This window comes from Nocardioides sp., from assembly GCA_037045645.1.
Taxonomy (GTDB): domain Bacteria; phylum Actinomycetota; class Actinomycetes; order Propionibacteriales; family Nocardioidaceae; genus Nocardioides.
The window spans coordinates 226085-249611 of the sequence record JBAOIH010000001.1; the positions used below are offsets into that span (position 1 = coordinate 226085).

Annotated in this window: 20 protein-coding genes; 18 read left to right on the forward strand and 2 right to left on the reverse strand. The window is 68.1% G+C overall.

Translation table 11 applies throughout. From position 1 onward, the window contains the following. The first annotated feature begins 2 nt into the window (after positions 1-2). From ftsH to V9G04_01155, 8 genes are all read left to right on the forward strand, one after another. Positions 3-2054 carry an ATP-dependent zinc metalloprotease FtsH gene (gene ftsH / locus V9G04_01120; GenBank protein ID MEI2711913.1) on the forward strand — a complete coding sequence of 684 codons (2052 nt, stop codon included), beginning with the start codon at positions 3-5 and terminating at the stop codon, positions 2052-2054. Then, on the forward strand, positions 2051-2659 hold the full coding sequence (folE, locus tag V9G04_01125) for a GTP cyclohydrolase I FolE (GenBank protein ID MEI2711914.1): 609 nt from the start codon (positions 2051-2053) through the stop codon (positions 2657-2659). The genes ftsH and folE overlap by 4 nt, the downstream gene beginning before the upstream one ends. 99 nt (positions 2660-2758) lie before the next feature. Then, positions 2759-3547 (forward strand): dihydropteroate synthase, encoded by a 789-nt coding sequence (gene folP, locus V9G04_01130; GenBank protein ID MEI2711915.1) that lies wholly within the window; start codon positions 2759-2761, stop codon positions 3545-3547. Continuing rightward, positions 3544-3918, forward strand: a complete 375-nt coding sequence (gene folB / locus V9G04_01135) for a dihydroneopterin aldolase (protein ID MEI2711916.1) — start codon at positions 3544-3546, stop codon at positions 3916-3918. The genes folP and folB overlap by 4 nt, the downstream gene beginning before the upstream one ends. Then, positions 3915-4484 carry a 2-amino-4-hydroxy-6-hydroxymethyldihydropteridine diphosphokinase gene (gene folK / locus V9G04_01140; protein ID MEI2711917.1) on the forward strand — a complete coding sequence of 190 codons (570 nt, stop codon included), beginning with the start codon at positions 3915-3917 and terminating at the stop codon, positions 4482-4484. Before folB ends, folK begins: the two co-directional genes overlap by 4 nt. Beyond that, a complete protein-coding gene (locus V9G04_01145; GenBank protein ID MEI2711918.1) occupies positions 4481-4951 on the forward strand; it encodes a DUF3180 domain-containing protein in 471 nt (156 codons plus the stop codon). The genes folK and V9G04_01145 overlap by 4 nt, the downstream gene beginning before the upstream one ends. Before the next feature lie 9 nt (positions 4952-4960). Next, positions 4961-5530 (forward strand): hypothetical protein, encoded by a 570-nt coding sequence (locus V9G04_01150; protein MEI2711919.1) that lies wholly within the window; start codon positions 4961-4963, stop codon positions 5528-5530. 101 nt (positions 5531-5631) lie between these two features. Continuing rightward, positions 5632-7425 carry a carboxypeptidase-like regulatory domain-containing protein gene (locus tag V9G04_01155; protein ID MEI2711920.1) on the forward strand — a complete coding sequence of 598 codons (1794 nt, stop codon included), beginning with the start codon at positions 5632-5634 and terminating at the stop codon, positions 7423-7425. 72 nt (positions 7426-7497) lie between these two features. Here the strand turns inward: V9G04_01155 and V9G04_01160 are convergent, their stop codons facing one another. Continuing rightward, on the reverse strand, positions 7498-7662 hold the full coding sequence (locus V9G04_01160) for a hypothetical protein (GenBank protein ID MEI2711921.1): 165 nt from the start codon (positions 7660-7662) through the stop codon (positions 7498-7500). Here V9G04_01160 and V9G04_01165 point away from each other — a divergent pair. Next, positions 7652-7957, forward strand: a complete 306-nt coding sequence (locus tag V9G04_01165) for a hypothetical protein (protein ID MEI2711922.1) — start codon at positions 7652-7654, stop codon at positions 7955-7957. The two genes, V9G04_01160 and V9G04_01165, sit on opposite strands and share 11 nt — an antisense overlap. Positions 7958-8047: 90 nt before the next feature. Here V9G04_01165 and V9G04_01170 read toward each other — a convergent pair whose 3' ends face one another. Further along, positions 8048-9028, reverse strand: coding sequence for an ATP-binding cassette domain-containing protein (locus V9G04_01170; GenBank protein MEI2711923.1), 981 nt, complete (start codon positions 9026-9028; stop codon positions 8048-8050). Positions 9029-9059: 31 nt separating this feature from the next. Between V9G04_01170 and V9G04_01175 the strand changes: the two genes are divergently transcribed. From V9G04_01175 to V9G04_01215, 9 genes are all read left to right on the forward strand, one after another. Then, entirely contained in the window at positions 9060-10538 is a 1479-nt protein-coding gene (locus V9G04_01175) for an ABC transporter permease subunit (GenBank protein ID MEI2711924.1), read from the forward strand. Next, on the forward strand, positions 10525-11409 hold the full coding sequence (gene ppk2 / locus V9G04_01180; protein ID MEI2711925.1) for a polyphosphate kinase 2: 885 nt from the start codon (positions 10525-10527) through the stop codon (positions 11407-11409). Before V9G04_01175 ends, ppk2 begins: the two co-directional genes overlap by 14 nt. A gap of 149 nt (positions 11410-11558) precedes the next feature. After that, the gene (locus V9G04_01185; protein ID MEI2711926.1) at positions 11559-12491 is read left to right on the forward strand and encodes an ABC transporter substrate-binding protein; all 933 of its coding nucleotides are present in this window, start codon (positions 11559-11561) and stop codon (positions 12489-12491) included. A gap of 184 nt (positions 12492-12675) precedes the next feature. Further along, positions 12676-16131 carry a CDP-glycerol glycerophosphotransferase family protein gene (locus tag V9G04_01190; protein ID MEI2711927.1) on the forward strand — a complete coding sequence of 1152 codons (3456 nt, stop codon included), beginning with the start codon at positions 12676-12678 and terminating at the stop codon, positions 16129-16131. 42 nt (positions 16132-16173) lie between these two features. Further along, entirely contained in the window at positions 16174-16515 is a 342-nt protein-coding gene (locus V9G04_01195; GenBank protein ID MEI2711928.1) for a hypothetical protein, read from the forward strand. Continuing rightward, entirely contained in the window at positions 16512-17762 is a 1251-nt protein-coding gene (locus tag V9G04_01200) for a hypothetical protein (protein MEI2711929.1), read from the forward strand. The genes V9G04_01195 and V9G04_01200 overlap by 4 nt, the downstream gene beginning before the upstream one ends. Then, positions 17762-19477, forward strand: a complete 1716-nt coding sequence (locus V9G04_01205) for a hypothetical protein (protein ID MEI2711930.1) — start codon at positions 17762-17764, stop codon at positions 19475-19477. The genes V9G04_01200 and V9G04_01205 overlap by 1 nt, the downstream gene beginning before the upstream one ends. Then, on the forward strand, positions 19465-22533 hold the full coding sequence (locus tag V9G04_01210; GenBank protein MEI2711931.1) for a glycosyltransferase: 3069 nt from the start codon (positions 19465-19467) through the stop codon (positions 22531-22533). The genes V9G04_01205 and V9G04_01210 overlap by 13 nt, the downstream gene beginning before the upstream one ends. Positions 22534-22546: 13 nt before the next feature. Then, on the forward strand, positions 22547-23473 hold the full coding sequence (locus V9G04_01215) for a hypothetical protein (GenBank protein MEI2711932.1): 927 nt from the start codon (positions 22547-22549) through the stop codon (positions 23471-23473). Positions 23474-23527 lie beyond the last annotated feature (54 nt).

The following is a 23527-nucleotide window of genomic DNA, read 5'->3' on the forward strand; positions in this document are numbered from 1 at the left end:
CGTTGAAGCGAATTCTCAAGGGCCCCTGGCTGTGGATCGTGCTCGCGGTCCTCGGCGTCCTCCTCGCCCTGCAATTCCTCGGTGGCAGCGGTGGCGGCAAGGAGATCGAAACCTCCACGCTGCAGACCCACATCGCCAAGGGCGAGATCAAGGAGATCACGTTCAACGGCACCGATCAGGAGATCACCGCCACCCTCGACAACGGGGACGAAGTGATCTCGCACTACATCGACGGCCAGCAGCAGACGCTGCTCGAGCAGGTCGATGAGCAGGTCGCCGAGGGCACGATCGAGTCGTCCAACTCCGAATACCCGCAACCCAGCCTGCTGGGGTCGATCCTGGCGACGCTGCTGCCGTTCGCGCTGATCATCTTGTTGTTCATCTTCTTGATGAACAACGTGCAAGGCGGTGGCGGTCGCGGTGTCATGCAGTTCGCCAAGAGCCGCGCCAAGCTGATCTCCAAGGACATGCCGAAGACGACGTTCGCCGACGTCGCCGGCTGCGAGGAGGCCATCGAGGAGCTCGAGGAGATCAAGGAGTTCCTGCAAGACCCTGCCAAGTTCCAGGCGGTCGGCGCCAAGATTCCCAAGGGCGTGCTGCTCTACGGCCAGCCGGGTACGGGCAAGACACTGCTGGCCCGCGCCGTCGCGGGTGAGGCGGGCGTGCCGTTCTATTCGATCTCCGGTTCCGACTTCGTCGAGATGTTCGTCGGCGTCGGCGCCAGCCGGGTGCGCGACCTGTTCGAGCAGGCCAAGGAGAACCCGCCCGCGATCGTCTTCATCGACGAGATCGACGCTGTGGGGCGCCACCGCGGCGCCGGCATGGGCGGCGGTCACGACGAGCGCGAGCAGACTCTCAACCAGTTGCTGGTGGAGATGGACGGCTTCGACGTACGCGGCGGAGTCATCCTGATCGCGGCCACCAACCGGCCCGACGTACTCGATCCCGCTCTGCTGCGTCCGGGCCGCTTCGACCGCCAGATCCAGGTCGACGCCCCTGACCTCAACGGGCGCCACCAGATTCTCAAGGTGCACTCACGCGGCAAGCCGATGGCCGCCGACGTCGACCTGCAGAGCGTGGCGAGGCGTACGCCCGGCTTCACCGGCGCCGACCTGGCCAATGTGCTCAACGAAGCCGCGCTGCTCACCGCGCGCAACAACGAGAAGTTGATCACCAACGACTCCCTCGACGAGGCCATCGACCGCGTGATTGCCGGCCCGCAGCGGCGTACGCGCCTGATGAACGAGAAGGAGAAGCTCATCACCGCCTATCACGAGGGCGGCCACGCTCTCGTCGCGGCGGCGCTGCCGGGCACCGACCCCGTGCACAAGGTGACGATCCTGCCGCGTGGGCGCGCGCTGGGCTACACGATGGTGCTGCCCGATCAGGACAAGTACAGCCAGACCCGCAGCGAGATGCTCGACAAGCTCGCGTACATGCTCGGCGGGATGGCGTCTGAGGCGCTGATCTTCCACGATGTGACGTCGGGTGCCGGCAACGACATCGAGAAGGCGACCAGCCTGGCCCGCGCGATGGTGACCCAGTACGGCATGACCGAGCGTCTGGGTGCGGTCAAACTCGGTGAGAGCAACTCCGAGCCCTTCTTGGGCCGCGACATGGGCCACTCGCGCAACTACTCCGAAGAGACCGCAGCCGCGGTCGACGAGGAGGTCAAGAACTTGCTGGGCCACGCGCACCAGGAGGCGTACGAGATCCTCGAAGAGAACCGTGACGTCCTCGACTCGCTGGTCTTGGCGTTGCTCGACCGCGAGACTCTCGACAAGGCCGAGGTCGCCGAGATCTTCGAGCCGCTGCGCAAACGGCCGACGCGCCCGGCCTGGACGGGTTCGCCCGATCGAGTGCCGTCCACGATCCCGCCCGTCGAGATCCCCCAAGAGATCCTCGACCGAGCCGCGGCCAACGCGGCCCCCAAGGAGCCCGAGGCCGGCCCGATCCTGACGCCCCCGTCCAGTGACGGTGACGTCTTCGGCGACCCGGGCATCGGCGGCGACACCCCGACACCGCCGGCTCCCGGATCGGCGGGTCCGTCATGACCGACCCGATCTCATTGGGAGAGCACGAGCCCGGTCCCTTCGATCACGCGCGCGCCGAGGCGGCCGTTCGCGAGTTGCTCTTCGCGATCGGGGAGGACCCGGACCGTGAGGGCTTGCAGGACACTCCCGGCCGGGTTGCGAGGGCGTACGAGGAACTCACCGCAGGCCTGCGCCAGACCCCCGAGGACGTGCTGACGACGACCTTCGACCTGGGTCACGACGAGATGGTGCTGGTCCGCGACATCGAGTTGTGGTCGATGTGTGAGCACCATCTGGTGCCGTTCACCGGTGTCGCTCACGTCGGCTATATCCCGGCCGTGACCGGCAAGATCACCGGGCTCTCCAAGCTCGCCCGGCTCGTCGACGTCTATGCCAAGCGCCCCCAGGTCCAGGAGCGGCTGACCACGCAGATCGCCGACTCGTTGATGGAGATCCTCGAGGCGCGCGGCGTGATCGTGGTGATCGAGGCCGAGCACCTGTGCATGACGATGCGCGGCGTACGCAAGACCGGCGCTCGTACGATCACCTCGGCCGTGCGCGGCAGCATGCTCAAGAATCAAGCGACCCGTGCCGAAGCCATGGCCCTGATCAACCGCAGCCGGTGATTCCTCGTGGCGGGCCCGGAGCGCGGTAGTCCAGTGCGAAATGGTCGTCCAGGCGGCGAAAACACGACCATTTCGCACTGGACTACCCCGCCGCAGGTGATGGGGATCGTCAACGTCACCCCCGACTCCTTCTCCGACGGCGGACTATGGGCCGACCCGGAGACGGCGATCGCGCACGGCTTCCAACTGCTGGACGAGGGCGCCGACATCGTCGACGTGGGTGGTGAGTCGACCCGCCCGGGCGCGACCCGGCCGCTGGTCGAGGAGGAGCTAGACCGGGTGCTGCCCGTGATCACGGCGCTGGCCCAAGGTGGCGCCACGGTCAGCGTCGACACCATGCGCGCCGAGGTGGCCGCGGCAGCGGTCGGGGCCGGGGCCACCATCGTCAACGACGTCTCGGGCGGACTTGCCGACCCCGACATCCTTCGAGTGGTCGCGGACTCCGGCGTCACCTATGTCGCGATGCACTGGCGCGCTCACAGCGATCGGATGCAGGACCTGGCGACGTACGACGACGTGGTCGCCGAGGTGAGGAGCGAACTGTCCGAGAGGCTCGACGCCCTGGCCGGCGCCGGCGTCGATCCCGACCGGGTGATCCTCGATCCGGGGTTGGGCTTCGCGAAGACGGCCGACCACAATTGGGAGCTCATCGCCGGGCTCGACCGTTTGCGCGACCTGGGTAGGCCGTTGCTCGTCGGGGCCAGTCGGAAGAGTTTTCTCGGCGTGCTGCTCGGGGACGAGCGTGGCGCACCGCGACCCCCGACCGAGCGCGAGCACGCGCACAGTGCGATGGTTCCTCTGCTGGCCGACATGGGAGTCTGGGGCCTGCGTGTCCATGACGTACGAGCCACGCGCGACGCGCTCGCGGTGTGGGAGAGGCTGCGATGACCACCGACACCATCACCATCACCGGCATCGAGGTCTATGCCCGTCACGGGGTCTTCGACTTCGAACGCCGGGAGGGTCAGACCTTCGTGATCGACCTGAGCATCGGGGTGGACACCCGCCCCGCGGCGGCCAGCGATGACTTGCAAGACACCGTCGACTACGGGAGTCTCGTGACGGCGGCGAAAGCCGCCGTGGAGCGAGATCCGGTCGACCTGATCGAGACGCTCGCCGAGCGCATCTCGGCGGTATGTCTCACCAACGATCGTGTTGAATGGACTCGTATCACGGTGCATAAGCCGTCCGCGCCGATCAACGCCACGTTCACTGACGTGACGCTCACCATCACCAGAACCCGCGAGGAAGTGTCGTGACCGAGACTCCCAACCCGCACATCATCGACGCCGACACGATCACCGGCGAGATGCGCCCGATCCGGCGCGTAGTCATCTGTCTGGGTTCCAACCTCGGTGAACGGATGGCGACGCTGCAAGGGGCCGTAGATGCCCTCAAGGACACCCCGGATGTCTGGGTTACGTCGATCTCGCCGGTCTACGAGACCGCCCCCGTCGACTCGCCCGAAGAAGCGGCGGACTTCCTCAACGCAGTGGTGCTTTTCGACACCACCATGCCGGCCGCCCGGCTGCTCGACCGCGCGCTGGCGATCGAGGACGCGTTCGATCGTGAGCGTTCCGAGGTCAAGAACGCGCCCCGCACGCTCGACGTCGACCTGATCGTCGTGGGGGACCGGCGCAGCGACACCGAGACCCTGGTCCTGCCACATCCGCGGGCGGCGTCGCGCGCGTTCGTCCTCCAGCCCTGGTACGACGTCGAGCCCGACGCGATCTTCCCAGGCCTGGGTCCGATCTCGGAGTTGCTCGAAGACCTCGACAAGTCTGGTATCACCAAGCGTGAAGACCTCGAGCTCGAGTTGAATTGAGCGAGGAGCCCCAGGGGAGCCTGCGGCCGACCTCGCCCGCCGCGCTGACTGCCTTCGCGGTCGTCGGCCTGGTCTGCGGGTGGTTGGTGCGACGGATCTTCGCCGCGGTTGATCTGGTCGCACCCCTGGTCACCTGGACCCAGGGGCTCGTGCTGCTGGTGGCCGCCGCTGCGTTGGCCGGCACGGCGTACGTCACCACCCGCCAGGTCGCCGAACCCGTGCGCCGCCCGCAGAGTCACCAACTGGTCAACCGCCTGGTTCTGGCGCGCGCGAGTGCCCTGGTGGGCGCGTTGCTGGCAGGGGCGTACGCCGGGTACGCCGTCTCGTGGCTGGGCTCGCTGGCCGAGTTGGCTGAGCAAAGAGCCCTCCGTTCGGCGGTCGCGGCGATCGCGGGTGTGACGGTCACCGCCGCGGCGCTCTGGCTCGAACGCGCGTGTCGGGTCAGTTCCGACGACGAATCGGCCTAGCCTGCCCTCATGGCCCCTTCGCGCTCCGCTTCCCGCCGTCTCCAGCGCAGCACCCGGATCACCGTCGCGATCGCGCTGCTCGCACTCGCTGCGGTCGTCGTCGCCTGGGGTGTGTTGGACAACGTCGCCTGGTTCACCGCGGCCTCCGCAGTTATCGCCCTGGTGCTGGGCGCCGCCGCGACCCGGATCATGCATCGCGAACTCCTTCAGTCGCGCCGGGACGCGGCAGCCGACCGCGCAATCCTTGCCCAGGACTACGCCGAGCTCGCCGAGACCCGCGGTGCCGAGCACCGCGCCGAGGTCGTGGCCTTGCGCGGCGATATTGCGGGGCTGACCACACAGAGCAACGAGCGGGCAACCCAGATCACCAAGCTCGAGCAGTCGTTGGTGGCCGCCGAAGCGAAGGTGCAGCAGGCCGAGCGCGAGATCCAGCGTCTTGGCAGCCGCGTCGACGACGCGGAGTCCCGTGCGGCCGAGGCGATCGTGCACCTGGCAGAGCTGGAGCAAGAGGCCGAGACGTTGCGCGCCGAGTTGTTGACCTGGCAGTCGTACGAGCCGCAGACTCGCCAGCACGCCTGATTCCAGGCTGAGGACTGTTCGGACTTGCCGATTCTGCCTTGACCTAGAGTGCATCCGTCCTACAACTACCTCGACGACTGTGAGGTTTGTAGGAGGACCGGATGCGAGATCGTACGCACGCCCGCGCGGGGCTGTTGGGAGCACTGGCGGCTGCTCTGTTGGCGCTGTTCGCCGGGTTGCTGGTGGCGCCACCGACGGCAACCGCAGCCGGGACCGCGTCGATCAGCGGGAAGGTGACTGACTCGGCTGGCACACCACTCGGGGGCGTCAGGGTCTACCTCTACCCCCACCCGAGCGGTTCGATGGTGGCGAACGCAACGACGGACAGCCAGGGCCGCTACACCCTCAGCGACCTGGAGGCTGGGTCCTACAGCGTCTACTACAACACCTATTCCAGCGCGCCCGACTTTCCTAGCCAGTACTGGTCGTCGAGCGGCCCGACCACCGACGACGATGCACTCACGCCCGTCACGGTTGGTGCAGGGGAGGCCAGGACGGGGATCGACGCAGCGCTCAAACGCTACCCCCGCCTCCGGGGAAAGGTGCTCGACGGCAGCGGTGTTCCGGTGGCTGGGGCACCGGTGATCGTGGCCGAGAAAGAGTCGGGTGGCTACTACGACTGGCGCTATGCCAAGAGGGCGACTACCGCTGCGGACGGGACTTACGACGTGCGGGTCGACGTCGGGACGCACAAAGTGAGGTTCGAAGGCACCGTCAGTACCCTCGCGGAGTACTACGACGACACGCAGGTCGAGGCCGCTGCCACGGAAATCACCGCAACGCTCGATCAGGTCGTGACGGGGATCAACGCGACATTGGCCAAGGCGGCGCAGATCCAGGGTCGTGTGGTGGACACCAACGGAGTCGGGTTGGCGGGGATCAGCGTCAGCGTCAACAACCCAGGCGGTGGCCCCGGCGCATCCGCGACCACCGCCGCAGATGGAACGTACGTGGCTGGTGGACTGCGGGCTGGGACCTATGAGGTGTGCTTCTCCGATCCTCTGCGCGCAAGCGTCAGCCGTTGTTGGCAGGACCGACACCGCTACGAATCGGCGACACCGGTCGTCGTGGGCGCGGGTGCCACCGTCAGCGGCATCAACGCCACGCTGCGCAAGGCTGGCGCCATCACTGGACGCATCACCGTGCCCGCACAGTTCAGCGTCCGCAAGATCGAGGTGACCACATTCTTGTGGGATGCGGCGACCTCGACCTGGCTTCGCGACGGCTACTACGACGATGTCGACTCGGCAGGCAACTACTCGCTGACCGGATTGACCCCGGGTGAGCACATCATCTTGTTCAAGAACAGTTGGGGCGATGGTCCGGTCGGTCAGTACTGGGGTGGTGCCGGTCAACCCACCAAGGCAACCGCACAACGCATCACGGTGGCATCCGGAGGCAACATCACCGGCATCGACACCACGATGCGGGCGGGTGCCTCGATCAGCGGAACGATCAGGTCGGCGGCTGGCATGCCTTTGACGGAGGGCCGGATCGCTTCGCTGATCCGCACGGACGGACTGGAGAATCTCAGTTCGGGAGCCGGGTACGCCATGGCGGCCAGCGACGAGTCCTACAAACTCACCGGTATTGCGCCGGGCACCTACAAGGTGTGTTTCGAGGACCTCGACGAACAGTTGTTGAGTCAGTGCTGGAACGGCAAGTCGGATCCTCAATTCGACCCGATTGTGGTCTCGTCCACAGACCAGGTGATTACAGGCATCGACGCGTCCCTTGCAACTGATCCGACGAAGAGCTTCTACGGCAGCGGCGTTGCTGTCACCGGGACCGCATCCGTAGGTTCGACCCTCACCGTCAGTCCGGGCACGTGGTACCCCAGCCCGGTGAGCTTATGGCTACCAGTGGCTCGCCGACGGCGTGACTTTGGCCGGTGAGACCGCATCCACGTACGTGCCCAAGAAGGAGACGGTGGGCAAGAAGGTGTCGGTACGTGTGACGGTCACGGGCTACGGCTTGAGGGACACTTCCGCGACGAGCCCCGAGACGACCCCGGTGACGGACGGGACCGTGCCCACCACCTCGCCCAGCCCCACCACCAGCCCGACGGTGTCGCCCAGCCCGACGAGCAGTCCCACGACCAGCCCGACGGTGTCGCCGACGTTGTCTCCCACGACCAGCCCGACGGCAACCGTCACCCCGCTGACGCTGGTCACCAAGCCGAAGGTCAAGGGCAAGCCGCGGATCGGCAAGCGCCTCAAGGTGGTGGGTGGAGTCTGGTCGCGTACGGATGTAAAGCTGGCCTATCGCTGGAAGGCCAACGGCAAGACCATCAAGAAGGCTCGCAAGCGGGCCTGGAAGGTGTTGGCCAAGTATCGGGGCAAGCGGATCTCGGTCCTGGTCACTGCGTCGGCCCCAGGAGCCACGTCGGTCAAGGTGTTGCTGAAGGTCCGCCGCAAGGTGGCGTGACGCGATCCGGGGGCTGCTTCGACCCGACTCAGCCCCCGGTGTGGCCGCTAAGCACCCGGATCTCCGGGGGTTGAGCGGACCGGAGTCCGCTCAACCCCGGGAGGAGCGCAGCGACTCTCGCAGCGCCTGATGCACCCCGTTCGGAGTCAGCACGCCGAGGAAGGTCGGCCCACGACGCACTCCGATCACCGATTTGTCGTCGCGCATCAGCGCCGCGAGCGCCTGCTCCAGGGTGGAGTCGATGTCGATCGCTCCCGCCAGATCGCCGGTCGAGACGCCGTCGAGAGGCTCCAACAGCGACTCCGACAACGGCGTCACCGAGAGCCGGCGCAGACCGCGGGTCGCGCCGACGAAGTCCGCGACGAAGTCGTTGGCCGGGCGCGCCAGCAGTTCGAACGGCCGGGCGTACTGCGCCATATAGCCACCGGTCCCGTCGACACCGAAGACGGCGACCCGGTCGCCGAGCTTCACCGCCTCGTCGATGTCGTGGGTGACCAGCACGACCGTCTTGTGCAGCGAACGTTGCAATTCCAAGAGGTCGTCTTGCAGCCGTTCGCGGATCAGGGGGTCGACCGCGCCGAAGGGCTCGTCCATCAACAGAACCGGCGGATCCGCCGCCAGCGCACGCGCCACCCCGATCCGTTGCCGCTGGCCACCGGAGAGTTGGTGCGGATAGCGCGACGCGAAAACGGCCGGATCCAGGCCCACCAACGACAGCAGTTCGTGCGCACGGGCGCGCGCGGTCGACCGGGACTCACCCAGCAACGAGGGCACCGTCATCACGTTGCGCTCAATCGTCTGATGAGGGAAGAGCCCGACCTGCTGGATGACGTACCCGATGCCGCGACGCAGTTTCACCGGATCCGACGAGGTCACGTCGATCCCGTCGATCTCGATGCTCCCCGACGTGGGTTCGATCAGCCGATTGATCATCTTCAACGTCGTGGATTTGCCGCAGCCCGACGGCCCGACCAGGCACACCATCTCGCCGGCGGACACGCCCAGATCCAGTGAACGTACGGCGACCGTGCCGTCGTCGTAGGTCTTCCCGACACCGCTCAGTCGGATCATCTGGTCCGGTTCGGCGGTAGCGTCCATGTCCGTGACCCTACTGCCGGCGTACGTCTCCCGGGCCGATGCGCCGACGTGCTACTCCCGCACGGTCAACGACTGGCTATGTGCCGACTACCTGCGAGATCGCAGCAGCGAGATCGCGGAGGCGACCGGTCAACACCTGGCTATCACCCTCGTTGCTGTGCTGGCCGGGCTCCTGATCGCCTTCCCGATCGCGCTGCTCGCCAGACGCTTTCCCCGGTTCGAAGCCGCGATCCTGGGCGTCACCACGGGCCTCTACACGATCCCGTCGCTGGCGCTCTTTCCGCTGCTGGTGCCCTTCACCGGGCTGACGCCGACGACGGTGGTGATCGGTCTGGCGCTCTACGCGCTCACGATCCTGGTGCGCTCGATGCTCGAAGGGCTTCGAAGCGTGCCATCCGATGTCGTGGAGGCCGCCCGCGGGTTGGGCTATTCGCCCGGACGACTGTTGACCAGGATCGAGCTTCCCGCTGGCGATCCCGGTCATGATGGCCGGTCTGCGGGTCGCGACCGTCTCGACGGTGGCGCTGACCACGATCGGGTCGCTGGTGTCGTACGGCGGGCTCGGCAACCTGATCAAGGACGGCGTGGACACCAGATTCCGCGCCGAACTCTTGACCGCGTCGGTGCTCTGCGTGGTGCTCGCGGTGGTCCTCGACCTGATCATCGTGCTCGCGCAGCGACTGCTCACTCCGTGGACGCACCGGGGGAGGACCGCATGAAGATCTTCGCGGACACCTGGACCTACCTGACCGAGTCGAGCAACTGGACCGGTGACGGCGGGATGCTGGCGCTGCTGACCCAGCAGTTGTTGCTGACCTTCACCGCGCTGCTGGTGGCGATCGCGCTCGGCCTGCCGCTGGCGCTGTGGCTGGGACACCTCGGTCGTGGCGGCCTGCTCGCGATCAACATCTCCAACGTCGGCCGCGCGATCCCGACCTTCGCGCTGCTCGCGCTGCTCGTCACCGCGGACTGGCCCGGCACCGACACGCTCGGGCCTTATGGCCGAGCGGGCCTGGCCACGCTGATCGCGCTCGCCCTCTTCGCGCTGCCGCCGATCATCACGAACGGGTACGTCGCGATCCGTGAGGTCGCGCCCGAGGTGAAGGAGGCGGCGCGTGGGATGGGGATGACCGGCCCGCAACGCTTCTGGCGCGTGGAGTTGCCGCTCGCACTCCCGCTGGTCGCCAGCGGCGTACGACTCGCCCTCGTGCAGGTGTGGGCGACCGCCACGATCGCGGCTCTGGTGGCCGGGCCAGGACTCGGCCGAGTGATCACCGACGGCTTCTATCGGTCCAACTACGCCAAGGGCATCGCGGGCGCGGTCGTGATCGCGGTGGTGGCGCTCGTACTCGAAATCGCCGCCGCCGGAGTCCAGCGCGCCGCCGTGTGGCAAACGACGCACGGTAGTAGACGAGATCGGACGGGACTAATTCATCTCGGTGCGCTAGACAAGGGTCGTGGTGCAGCGGATGAACCTTCGTGAGTACATCGACAAGCTCCGGGTCGAGGGCTACCGAGTCGAGGACGCCTCGGGCGAGGACCCCGTCCTGATCGCTCCGGACGGTTCGGCGGTCGAGACCTGGCGGCAGGGTTACCCGTACGACGAGTTGCTCGATCGCGAACACTACGAGCAGGAGAAGTACGACCTCCAGGTCGAGTTGCTCAAGTTCCAGTACTGGACCCAAGACGTCGGTGCCAAGCACGTCATCGTCTTCGAGGGCCGCGACGCCGCCGGCAAGGGCGGCACCATCAAACGCTTCACCGAGCACCTCAACCCTCGTGCCGCGCGCGTGGTGGCGCTGAACAAGCCGTCCTCCACCGAGAAGGGGCAGTGGTACTTCCAGCGCTACATCCAGCACCTGCCCACCGAGGGCGAGATCGTGCTCTTCGACCGCAGTTGGTACAACCGCGCCGGCGTCGAGCGGGTGATGGGTTTTTGCACCGACGAGGAGTACGACACCTTCATGCGGCAGGCGCCCCGCTTCGAGCAGATGCTCGTGGAGAGCGGCTGCACGGTGACGAAGTTCTGGTTCTCGGTGACCCAGGATGAGCAGCGCACCCGCTTCGCCCTGCGCCAGATCGACCCCGTACGCCAGTGGAAACTGTCGCCGATGGACTTGGAGAGCCTTGACCGCTGGGAGGACTACACCGCGGCGAAAGAGGCGAACTTCAACCTCACGGACAAGAAGTACGCCCCCTGGATCGTGGTGAAGTCCAACGACAAGAAGCGGGCCAGGATCAACGCCATCCGCGCCTTCCTGGACCAGTTCGACTACGAAGGCAAGGACCCCCGCGTCATCTATCCGGCCGATCCCGACATCGTGTCGCGCGCCAAGCACACCGAGGGCGACTGACCCCAGCCGGTCGACGGCGTCCAGGCCCCGCAGGGGTGTGGGCCTGACAACGCCGAACCGGCATGATGTGTCGGGGCTCGACCGAGCTTGCACAACCGGACACGCGTGGTCTGCCAAGAAGTAGCCACGGGACACAGAAGGTGACCACGATGCATATCCGCCGAGCGGCCACAGCCACGCTGGCCACGCTCACGCTCTTCGCCGCGACCTCCTGTGCGAGCGACGACCTGGCCGACGACGGCGGTGACAGCGGCGACAAGGGCGCGGTCACGATCTCGGGCCAGAGCTTTCCCGAGGCCACCCTGGTCGCCTCGATGTACGAGCAACTGCTCGCCGATGCCGGCTACGACCCCACGGTCAAACTGGTCGACACCCGCGACGTGTACATGAAGATCTTCCCCGGCGACGTCGACATCGTGCCGGAGTACGTCGGCGGCATCGTCGACTTCCTCAACACCACCGAGAACGGTGCGGACGCCGAGGCCCTGACCACCAGCGATGCCGAAGAGTCGATCGAGGCGGCCGAGTCGCTGCTGGACGACAAGTTGATCACCCTGCTCGATCCGAGCGAGGCCACCGACACCAACGCCTTCTTCGTGACGAAGGAGTACTCCGAGTCCGAGGGGGTCACCAAGCTCTCGGACCTCAAGGGCAAGACCATCACCTTGGCCGCAGCGCCCGACTGCGAGGAGCGGGTCGACTGTGCCAAGGGCCTGACCGACACGTACGGCGTGAAGATCAAGGAGGTGCTCAAACTCGGTTTCGCCTCCGACCAGACCTATCAGTCGGTGCTCGACGGTGAGTCGCAGTTGGGTCTGACCTCCACGACGGACGGCACCTTGGACAGCCAAGGACTGGTGCTGCTCGACGACGACCAGCAGATCCAGACCGCGCAGAATCTCGTCCCGGCGGTCTCGTCGGACTTCCTCGCCGACAACGAAGAGGTCGAAGACCTGCTCGACGAGCTGATGGGCAAACTCACCACCGAGAACCTCACCGAACTCAACGGTCAGGTCGCGGTGGATCGCAAGAAGCCCGAGGACGTCGCCAAGGAGTTCCTGGAGTCGCAGGGACTGCTCTGAGCCGCGACCCGGGATCGCGACGAGGTGGGGGATACTGACCCCCGTGCCGTTGAGAGATCGGGTCGGGTCCGTCCTGCGAGTCACCGGACGCGCACTCCCCCCGGGTACGCGTAGTTGGGCCGGCAGGGCGTCGCGACGTTTCCGCAAGGAGTTCCGCGGACCGCTGGTAAGCGTCGTCCTCGCCGTGAGCGACGACGAGACCACCAAGATCGGCCCGATGCTGGCGGACCTCCGCGCGTCGGGGCACCGCAATCTCGAAGTGCTCGTCGTGCCGTACGGGCGCGCGAACGAGGTGACCGCGTCGGCTGCGGAGCAGGAGCAGGCCGACTGGCGGATCCGGCTGCTCGACCCGGTGGCGGGTGATCGCGGCGCCGCGCGCAACGCCGGCGCCGGTCAGGCCCGGGGTCGTTATCTGCAGTTCGTCAACGGTGGTGACAACCTGCCGCCGCACGCGATCCCCACCCTGGTGGCCGCCCTCGAACGGACCGGCTCAGACCAGGCGGTAGGCGCTATCGGGCAGGTCGCCTCGGCCTCGGTGACCGGTGACGCGGCCGTACGCGTGGGGCGCCGCGAGCGCAGCTTCGGTGCGACTCTGGCAACCGTTCCGAGTGCGGTGCTCGACCTCGGGGTGGGCAACCGACTTCTGCGGCGCGACCTGTGGCAGCGCGCCGGGCTGGCGTTCACCGGTGACGCCAAGCAGGATCGTGACCTCGCCCTGGCTTCCTACAAGGCGGCGCGAACCTTCGACTTCCTCGACCGGATGGTCTATCTACCGACCGGTCGCAAGGACGGCGCCTCGGTCGGCAGGATGGAACGCTTCCTCGCCGAGTTGCCGCAGTTCGCCCGAGATCAGCGCAGGCTGGCCGACGAAGTGGCGGAGTTGGGCGTACCCCAGGCTCAGGATGCCTGGCTGGTGGGTGTCCTCGACATCTCGATTCAGCCCTTCCTCGATGATGTCGAGCGCGCCGACGACACCGAATGGGAGTCGCTGCGTGCCCTTGCGATCGAACTGCTCGAACAGGCCGGAGCGTCCGTCTGGCCGCAACTGCGCGCCAGTTCCAAGGTCAAACTCTGGCTGTTGCGAGAAGGCCGTCGTACCGACCTGGAGGACTACAACCAAGCGCGCTGGTTCCAACGCGGCGAGACGCCGACTCACCTGGTCGGCGACACGGTCATCGCGCAACTGCCGTTCGTCGAAGACCCCACGGTGCCGCGTAGTTGCTTCGAGATGTCCGAGGGTGAGGTCACCCTGCAGGTCATCGTCCGCGGCGCGGCGTGGCGCGGTGACCTGATCGAGCTCGATCTGCTGACTCGGATCGACTTCGTACACCTGGACGAGCGCCCCGAGATCGAGGCGTTCCTCGTGCAGGTGGGCGGGGATGCCAGGGTGCCCTTGACGGTGACCCCGCTCGACGATCCGGATGCGAACGAGCAGAGTCGCCGGCGGTTCCAGGACTCCCACCCGGGCGCCTGCCGGGTCACGGTCGATCCGCGAGCGGTTGCCGCCGTCGCCCGCCCTGGTGACGTGACCGGCTTCGACCTGGAGATCCGACTCACGATCACGACGCCCGAGGGACAGATCTCCCGGGTTGGTGGCATCGCCCGAGTCGACGACCGCAGTGCGGCCGGGCTGCTCGCGGGAGAGCAGTTGGCTCCGCGGCCGGTGCGCGGGCAGGAGTCCGGTGGTGTGCTCATCGGCATCCTGCGCCGAGGCCAGGTGCCCGCACTCGACGAGGCGGGTCTGGTCACGATTGCGGCTCTGCCCGATCCAGGTGTGCGGTTGACCCAGGCCCGCCTCGACGGTCGCCGATTCACCGGCACGGTGGCGGTAGACGACCGCGCCATCACCGAACTGCGCCTCACCCAACTCGATCGAGTGGTCAAGGTGGCGTTGAACGGGACCGGCGGCCAGCGCTCGTTCGAGGTCACCGTCCCCGCATCCGCCCGTGGTCAGAGTCACTGGATCCTGGAGGACTGCGTGCCGGAGACCACCACGCAGCCAGGACCGCTCATACTGCGTCGTTCCCCACTGGGTGCGGGTGCGCTGGTCGAGACCCGGGACCTGCTCGAGGTCGAACGCTTCGTCTTCGCAGAGACCGAGATCGTGATCGAGGGCCGCTGGCCGATGGGCCACGCGCCCGCGGGAGTCGAGGTGACCCTGGTCGACGGCGCCCACACGCTCGCCGCGGAGCCGGTCGAGTCGACCGACGACGGTTGGCGAGCGCGAGTCTCCTTGCTGCGCACCCCGTGGGGCAGGGAGGTCTTCGCCCCACCTGGTCGCTACCTGGTGACCGTACGCACGACTGCCGGTCGTGGTCGGGCGGCGTTGCTGCCTTCGGCGTACGAGCCGGCGTACGCGACCTGGAGCAGCGAGCGGATCCGACTGTCGGTCAACTGCCTGGGCAACGCCGAGGCGGGCGTACGGATCCAGCAGCCGATCGCGGTCGAGGACTTCGGGCCCTACGGCCAGGAGCGGCTGCGCGAATGGGCGCTCTCGTCCGACCTCGCGATCGATCCCCGCCGGGTCTATCTGCAGGCCTATCAGGGACAGAGCGCCACTGACAGCCAACTGGCGATCCACGAGGAACTGCGGCACAGCCACCCCGAACTCGAACTCGTCTGGGGGATCGCCGACTACTCCTCGTGGGTGCCCGAGGGTGCCCGTCCGGTCGTGCTGCACAGCCGCGACTGGTACGAGGCGATCGGCTCGGCCGCCCACCTGGTGATGAACGTCGACTTCGAGCGCTGGTTCTCACCCAAGCCGGGCCAGCGTGTGCTCCAGACCTTCCACGGCTATCCCGCCAAGTCGATGGGCATCGGCATGTGGGAGGGCAAGGACTACACCCCGCGCCGCCTCGCGCTGGAGTTGGCGCGTACGTCGGGCGACTGGGACCTGATCCTCACCCCCAGCCCGGAGATGGACCAGTACTACCGGCGCGAATATCGCTACGAGGGGGAGATCCACAACCAGGGATATCCGCGCGCCGACGCACTGGTGGGCGAGCGAGCCGTACGCCGTCGGGCCGAGGCGCGCAAGGCGCTGGGCATCGCCGACCACCAGAAGGTGGTGCTCTATGCCCCGACGTGGCGCGACGACGCGACGTCGCGCTGGCTGACCGCCGAGCTGGTGACTCACCTGGATCTGGGCAAGGCCAGTGCCGCGCTCGGTGACGACTATGTGCTGCTGCTGCGCGGTCACCGGTTCCACCAGGAGGCCGCCCGTCCGGCGGGCAATGCCCGACTGATCGACGTCACGACCTATCCCGAGATCAACGACCTGATCCTGGCCTCCGATGCCGCCGTGCTCGACTACTCCTCGCTTCGCTTCGACTTCGCACTGACGATGCGCCCGATGGTCTTCCTGGTGCCCGACCTCAAGATCTACACCTCAGACGTACGCGGCTTCCTCTATCCGTTCACGGAGTCGGCTCCCGGGCCGCTGCTCGACACCACCGACCAGGTGATCGCCGCCCTGCGCGACCTGCCCGCGCTGGAGGCGAAGTATCGAGATGATCTCGCGGCCTTCCAGGAGCGCTACAACTACCTGATGGACGGCCACGCCGCACAGCGGGTGGTGGCTGCCTTCTTCGGGCCGGGACGACCGGGCGGCCCGGCGTTCGAGCACGACCAGGCGGGCTAGGATGCCAGCGATGGCGACCCGTCACGACGAGAGGCGTTGGTGGTGACCGACCCAGCCGACCGGCGACTTGACGACGGCCACCTGGCCGACCTGATCCGAGCCCAACTCGTGGGCGTTCCCGGCCTGGAGCAGGGCCTGGTCGATGACCTGATCGAGGGTCTTCGTGGCTGGCTCGACGCGCAGCCCGGGGATGCCCGGCGTACGCACTGGACAGCCGCCGAAGGGGGCGCCGCAGTGGCCGCGGTGCTCGATCTGGTGGAGCAGTGGGGGGCCGAGCAGGTGGGCGAGACGCCACTGGAGCCCGGCCGACCGCTCGCCGACACCTCCAGCCGTGGGCTGGCCAAGGCCCTGCTCACCCGCGCGACGGGGAGGCGGTCGTCATGACCCGTCCCGAGCTGGCACTGCCTGACGGCAGCGTGCTGCTGCACATCGGTCCGCACAAGACCGGCACCACCACCGTGCAAGGGGCGATGCATGCCTCGCGGGAGTCGCTGAAGGCGTACGGCGTGCACTACGCGGGCGAGAAGGCACACTCGATGGCCGCTGCCATGGCCGCCTCGACCGGACACCACCTGCCGACCACCACGCAGGGCACCGGCGACGACAAGTGGCGTGCTCTGGTCGAGGAGGTGCGCACCGAGAACGCCCGGATCAGTGTGCTCAGCAGCGAGTTCTATTCCGAGACGCCACCCGACCGGATCCCGACGCTGCTTGCCGACCTGGGCGGCGACAACGTGCACGTCGTGATCACGCTGCGCCCGCTCGTACGCATCCTGGGGTCGCAGTGGCAGCAATACATGCAGAACCGGCGGTCGCTGGCCTACGACGACGACCTGGGGTACGCCGGGTGGCTCGACCAGATCCTCAACCACGCGGACACCACCGACCAGACGCCGAGCTTCTGGCACCGGCACCGCCATGACGAGTTGGTGCAACGCTGGGTCGACGCGATCGGTGCCGACCGGATCACCGTCGTCGCGGTCGACGACCGCGACCACTCCGGCATCGTCAACGCCTTCGCCCAACTCCTCGGTGTCGAGCCGGGCACGATCACCTCGCCGCAACTGGGCGCCAATCGGTCGCTCACCTGGCCCGAGATCGAGTTGCTGGTCGCGTTCAATCGGGAGTTTCTGTCTCGTGACTGGTCGGCGACCGACTACACCCGGTTCGTACGCTTCGGGTCGGTCCGCTTCCTGCAAGAGCGCCGCCCCGAACCCGGCGAACTCAAACTGACCACGCCGCAGTGGGCCGTCGACCGGGCCGCCGAGCTCGGCGCGTCGATGGTCGAGCGGATCCGTACGACCGGCGTCGGCGTCATCGGTGACCTCGACATCCTGGGCGATCCGGCACTGGCCAAGGACGTCGGCGACCTGCCCGCCGACGTGGCCGTGCCCGCCGACGTGGTGGCCCGATTGGCGGCCGGCCTGGTCAAGATCGCCGCCGAGACGCCTGCCCGGAAGGCGCCCGCCGACCGGCGCATCGGCGACCTGGAGGCAGGCCTTCGCCACCGCCTGGTCGCGGAGCGCGAGCGTCGGCGGATCGCGGAGGTGCCGACTGTCGAGGATGCCTCCGTCGGTGACCTCGTCCGCCACCTCGGCGCCCGCCTGGCGCGCCGGATCCGGGTTCGTTGATGTCCGCGGCCGACCTGCTGCTGCCCGAGGGCACCCGGTTGCTGCACATCGGGCCTCCGAAGACCGGATCCAGTGCGCTGCAGGTCGCGATGCATCAGTTGCGGTCGGAGTTGGCGGCTCACGGCGTCCATTACGCGGGTGAGACACGACAGGCGTACGAACCCGCGATCGCGGTGACGGAGAAGTCGGGGCAACCCGGACGGCCCACGCCGTCGATCGCGGCGTGGGAGGCGCTGGTGGCCGAAGTCCGCGCGGTCGACGACTCGATGCGTACGGTGATCAGTTCGGAATACTTCGCGGCTGCGACGCCTGCGCAGATCGCGCGAATCGCCCGAGACCTCGATCCCGAACGCGTGCATGTGGTGCGGATGCTGCGCAGGTACGACCGCCAACTGCCTTCCTATTGGCAGCAGATCGTCTCGTCCGGGATCCACGAGACGCCCTATGGCCCGTGGCTGGACGAGATCCTCTCGCGCGAGCGGATGGGCTTTTGGCGTCGGCAGTCCTATGGTGCGGCGACGCAGCGATGGGTCGAGCACTTCGGTGCCGACCGCGTCACGGCGGTGGTCGTGGACGAGACCGACCACGACTGGCTGCTGCGGGTGATGGAGCGACTTGTCGGCCTTCCGGTTGGTCTGCTGACGGCCTCTGCCGACGCGGACAGCCGATCCTTGGGCTACGGCGAGGCCGAGATGCTGCGTTTGGTCTGCGCACACGTGCGAGACAACGGGTGGCGGCGCAAGATCCTGCCGCGCTACCTGCGGTGGGGCGTGGTGCCAGCGATCCGGCACCTGCCGAAGGATCCGCTGAGCGGGCGGATGGCGATGCTCTCGCAGCATCAAGATCAGGTGGACGAGATCGCCGAGCGCGAGATCGCCGATCTCACCGACTTGGGCGTGCGGGTGGTCGGCGAACTCGACTGGCTGCGCCCGGATCGGACCGGACCTGCTCCACTCGATGCCAGCCGGCCGACGGTGCGCGTACAGACGCCGGTCATCGCGGTGACCAGCATCGCGGACAAGGTCGCCCGTCCCAAGGTTCGCCTGCTGTATCTACGGTCGAAGAAGCGACCGATGCCGCGCATCCCCCCCGGACCGACGGTGCCCGCGGAGACCGTGCGGGTGCAGGTGCTCGCGCCCTGGCAGCTCCTCGTCGAGAGCTGGCAGCAGCATCTGTTGGAGCGTGGCGAGACACCGTGGGCGCAGTGGCTCGAGCAGCACCCACGAACCGCCCTGGCGGAGCAGACGCAACGCGTCGAGAACGCGCTGTCGAAGCGTGGGTGGCGACGCGTCCTGGGGAAGGCGGTCGAGATCGAGGTCGTCGATCTCTTCGCTGTCGGCGACGGGCGCACCTTGCTGACCTGGCCGGAAGCAGAAGGCGTACGACAACTCAACCGTGCCTCGCAGGACTGGCCTGATGAGCGCTGGGCGCGTCACGTACGCGACGGCGTCGTCGGGCACCTGCTGAGCGTCGACGCCGATCGCAGCCAGGGCGACCACCCCTTCCCGGCCGATCTGGCGGACGAACTCGCGACAGCAGGAGCACGCCTGGCCGCGCTGCTGGCAGCCAGGCGGGCGGATGTTTCGGGGAACATCCAGGCACTGTCGGCGCTCACCCACGGCGATGCTGCCGACGAGCCCCGGCTGTCCTCGGCTGCCGCTGCCGAGTTCCTGGTGGGTGCCCTGATCAGCACCGACGCCGGGTGGGACTTGTGAGTCTGGTCGGGCGGTTGCGTGACCGGTTGGCGCGTGGTCACGACGAGCCCCCGCCGTCGCAGCCACCCCCGGCGTTGAGCGTGATCGTGCCGTTCTACGGCGTAGAGGACTACCTGGCCGACTGCCTCGACTCGCTGCTGGCGCAGACCTTCACCGACCTGGAGATCCTGCTCGTCGACGACGGCTCGCGCGACGGCTCGCGTGCGATCGCGGATCGCTACGCCGCCGAGCACCCACACGTCCGCGTCATCGACCGCCCCAACGGCGGTCTCGGAGCGGCGCGCAATACCGGCATCCGGGAGGCGGTGGGAGAGTGGCTCACCTTCGTGGACTCCGACGATGTGCTGCCACCGAAGGCCTTCGAGCGCCTGCTGGAGACGGCGCGTCGAACCGGCTCGGACCTGGTGGTCGGTGCTCCCGAACGCTTCGACAGCGACGGAGCCTGGACCCCTACCTGGGTTGAAGGGGTCCACGACATCCCCCGTCTGCGCACGACCGCGCGCGACTTCCCGGCGGTGCTGCGCAATCTCTACACCTGGAACAAGGTCTACCACCGCGATTTCTGGCAGGCCCAGGATCTGTGGTTCCGCGAGGGGGTCGCGTACGAGGATCAGCCGATCGTTACGCAACTGCTGGCGCGAGCACGCACCCTCGACGTCATCCCCGACCTGGTCTATCGCTGGCGTCGCCGCGAAGACCGTTCGTCGATCAGCCAGCAGCGCGGCACGCTGCGCGACCTCCAGCACCGCATCGAGGCGTGGGACGTGTCGCGAGAGGTGCTGCTCGCCGAGCACCCCGAGCTCTATCAGGACTGGCTGGCGACTCTCTTCGAGGCGCACTTCATCTGGTATGTCGGCGATCCCGCGGTCGCCGACGACGACTTCTGGGAGTTGCTCCAGCCGACGGTGCAACGACTGGCCGCCGAGGCCACCGACGACGTCTGGCGAGCCACGTCCCCCGGGCAACGGGTGCTCGTACGCCTGACCATGCTCGGGCGCCGAGACGACCTCCTCGCGCTCACTGCGACCGACCCGACGGTCCCTGGTCCTTGGCCGACCGAGACGCGAGAGGACGGGCTGTTGGTGCGCCTTCCCGGGCTCGACGACCCCGATCTCGCCGAGTCGTTGTTCGTACGCCGCCCCGAACAGCTCACCGTCGCGCAGTCGGTCGACCGGTTGCGTTTCGTCGCGAACACCCTGGAGGTCGGGGGCTGGGCGTACCTGCGCACACTCGACCTCGGCAGCGGCGCCCCGCATCGGGTCGTCGTCGAAGCCGTCGACCAGACCGGTGCGGTGGTGGCCGAAGTGGCGGCTCCGGCCGTACGCCTGGCACCGACACCGGCACCGTACGAAGACCCGATCCGCGACTATGCGCGGGGCCGGTTCGATGCCCACTTGCCTTTGGACGGTCTCACCGAGACCGACTCGTGGACGTTGTGGGTACGCGTCGAGTCGGGCGCGCTCCGTGCCCGTCACCCGCTGAGCGCGGGTGAGGCGAGGTTCACGTGGCCACGTGAGGTCGCCCACGGTGGCGGGCGGTTCGTGACCGAGTGGCGCGAGAGGTGGCCGTTGGAGGTGCGATTCGATCCGGAGCCGGTTCCGGAGTCGGAGACCGGCGACGGCCCCCAGGTGCTGGTGCACGATGTCGAGCGCAGCGGGGCTCGCGCCGTGGTCGTACGCGGTCGTCTCGTCGGCGGGCAGGGCGCCACCCTCTTGATCGGCAGCAGGCACGGCACCGGCTGGGGCGAACTCGTCCCGGCACCCGTTGTCGGCGACCGGTTCGAGGTCACGATCCCGCTGGTGTGGCGCTCGGATCTCGGCGGCGAGCTGGCGCTCCCGACCGGCATGCACGGCCTGCGGGCCGTCCTGCACGGTGAAGGGGTCGAGCCGATCGAGGTGATGGCCCTGCCCGACAAGTCGTACGCCGACTCGCTCCCGCTCGCGCTGCCTGATGTGCCCGACCGTACGCAGGACGTCATCGTCAGCTGGAAGAGCGGCGGCGCGCTGCGCCTCAACCTGCGCCGACCGCTCGGTGATCTGCGCAGCAGGTTCCACCAACTCCGCCAGGCCCAGCCGGGGGAGCGTCCGGTCGACGGCGTCCTGATCAGCAACGCGCACGGCGCGCATACGGGTGACGCCGCCGCCCTCGCCCCGGTGATGCGCGGACTCGACGCCGACCTGCCCGTCTACGCGGGCATCCGTGACCTGTCGGCGCCCGTTCCCAGCGGCGTCACCGGGGTGCTGATCAACTCGCCACAGTGGCACCGGCTGCGGGGATCGATCCGCTGTCTCGTGGTCGATCGACCCCAGCCGCGTGTCCAGGCATCGCCGCCGTGGCAGCAGGTGATCCAGCTGCTCGACGACTACCCATTGCTCGACGTCGGCGCCCCCGAATGGAGCGCCGGCGTAATGGCGGACGACGATTCCGCCGCGGTCCTGGAAGCGGCCAGTCGATGGGATCAGGTGATCACCCCCGGAGATTGGGCCGACGAGGTGCTGCATCGCGATCTCGGTGTGACCTCGCGCGCTCTGGGCTGGCCGCGACACGATCGAGCAGGCGACGCGGACCTTCGGACGCAGGTGCGTACGGCTCTGGGCATCTCCGCCGATCAGCGGGTGGTGCTCGCGATCGCGAGGGAGGGTGACGAGCCGTTGCCGTACGCCCGCCTGGCAGCCCGGCTGCCAGCCGATCACGTGTTGATGACCACCGCGCCGGTCGCGCACCTGCCGTTGTGCTGCCTGGCACGCACGCCAGACCCGGCGCTGGCGATCGCCGCAGCCGACCTCGCCCTCGTGGGCCGCACCGACGTCCGCCTCGATGCTGCGGCGGCCGGGCTGCCGATCCTGCTGTTCGGGCAAGGACACGCGGCGACGCTGCCAGGGCCGCGCTTGTCGACCGCCGACCTCCTCGACTCCGTGGCTGACCTCTGGGCTCCGGCGCAGCGTGCCGCTGGTGACTGGCAGCGATTCCGCACGACCCGACTCCCACACGTCGACGGTGGGGCGGCACGCAGGCTGGCCGAGTTGGTCCTGGCCGCCCAGCAGGTGCACGCGTGAGAGGCTTGCCCGCGTGGGCGACGCAGTGACTTCGCAGGGACGTGAACTGGTCCTCGTCCTCGGACCTGGCCGCAGCGGTACGAGCACGATGGCGGGCGCGCTGGCGCGCACCGGCTTCCAGGTGCCGGACGCCCTCGACGGCGACGACTCCAACCCGACCGGCTTCTACGAGCCCGCCTGGGCGGTCGACTTCCACACCCGACTGCTGGAGCGGGTCTGCGTACACACTCTCGACGGTGACCCCGCCGCGTACGACGAACTCGCCAAGGTGCTCGCCGACCCCGAACCTGGTGCCGAACTGACCGACTGGTTGGCGACCGAGCTGGCCGCGCACCCGCGGCTGGTGATCAAGGACCCGCGGCTGGTGTGGTTTCGCGACCTGTGGGTGACGGCGGCCCAGAGTGCCGGAGTCAGCCCCGCCTTCGTGGTGATGTTGCGACATCCGGCAGAGGTCTCGTCGAGCCGCAGCGAGTTCTACGACGCACCCCAGGGCACGGCCGTCGCCGGGTGGATCAACGTCGTGCTGCTCACCGAGCGGTTGACGCGGGGGAGTCGTCGCGCGTTCGTGACGTATGCCGACCTGCTCACCGACTGGCGGCCCGTGCTGTCGACCATGAGTGCGCGTCTCGATCTCCATCTCGATCCTGCGCCGGACGTGTCAACGCATCCGATCGACGAGTTCATCGACCCGGGAGCTGCGTCGACGCGAACCCGACTGGTCGGCGCTCGCCGTGCCCGCCTCGCTGCAGGATCTGGGCGATCGGACGTACGCGACCATCACCGAGTTGGCGTCGGCTGGGGACCAGGACTCGACCCGGGCCGCTCTGGACGCACTCGCCGAGGAGTACGCCCACGTGCACGCCGACGCGGTCGCGATCGCGCACGCGCACTGGCGGCGCAAGGTTCGGCGCGCCCGACGAGCAGGCGTACGCGCGGGTGAGGAACGCGCCGCCTCCGAGGCGCCGGCCGCGTCGAAATGGTCCTGGCGCCGAGG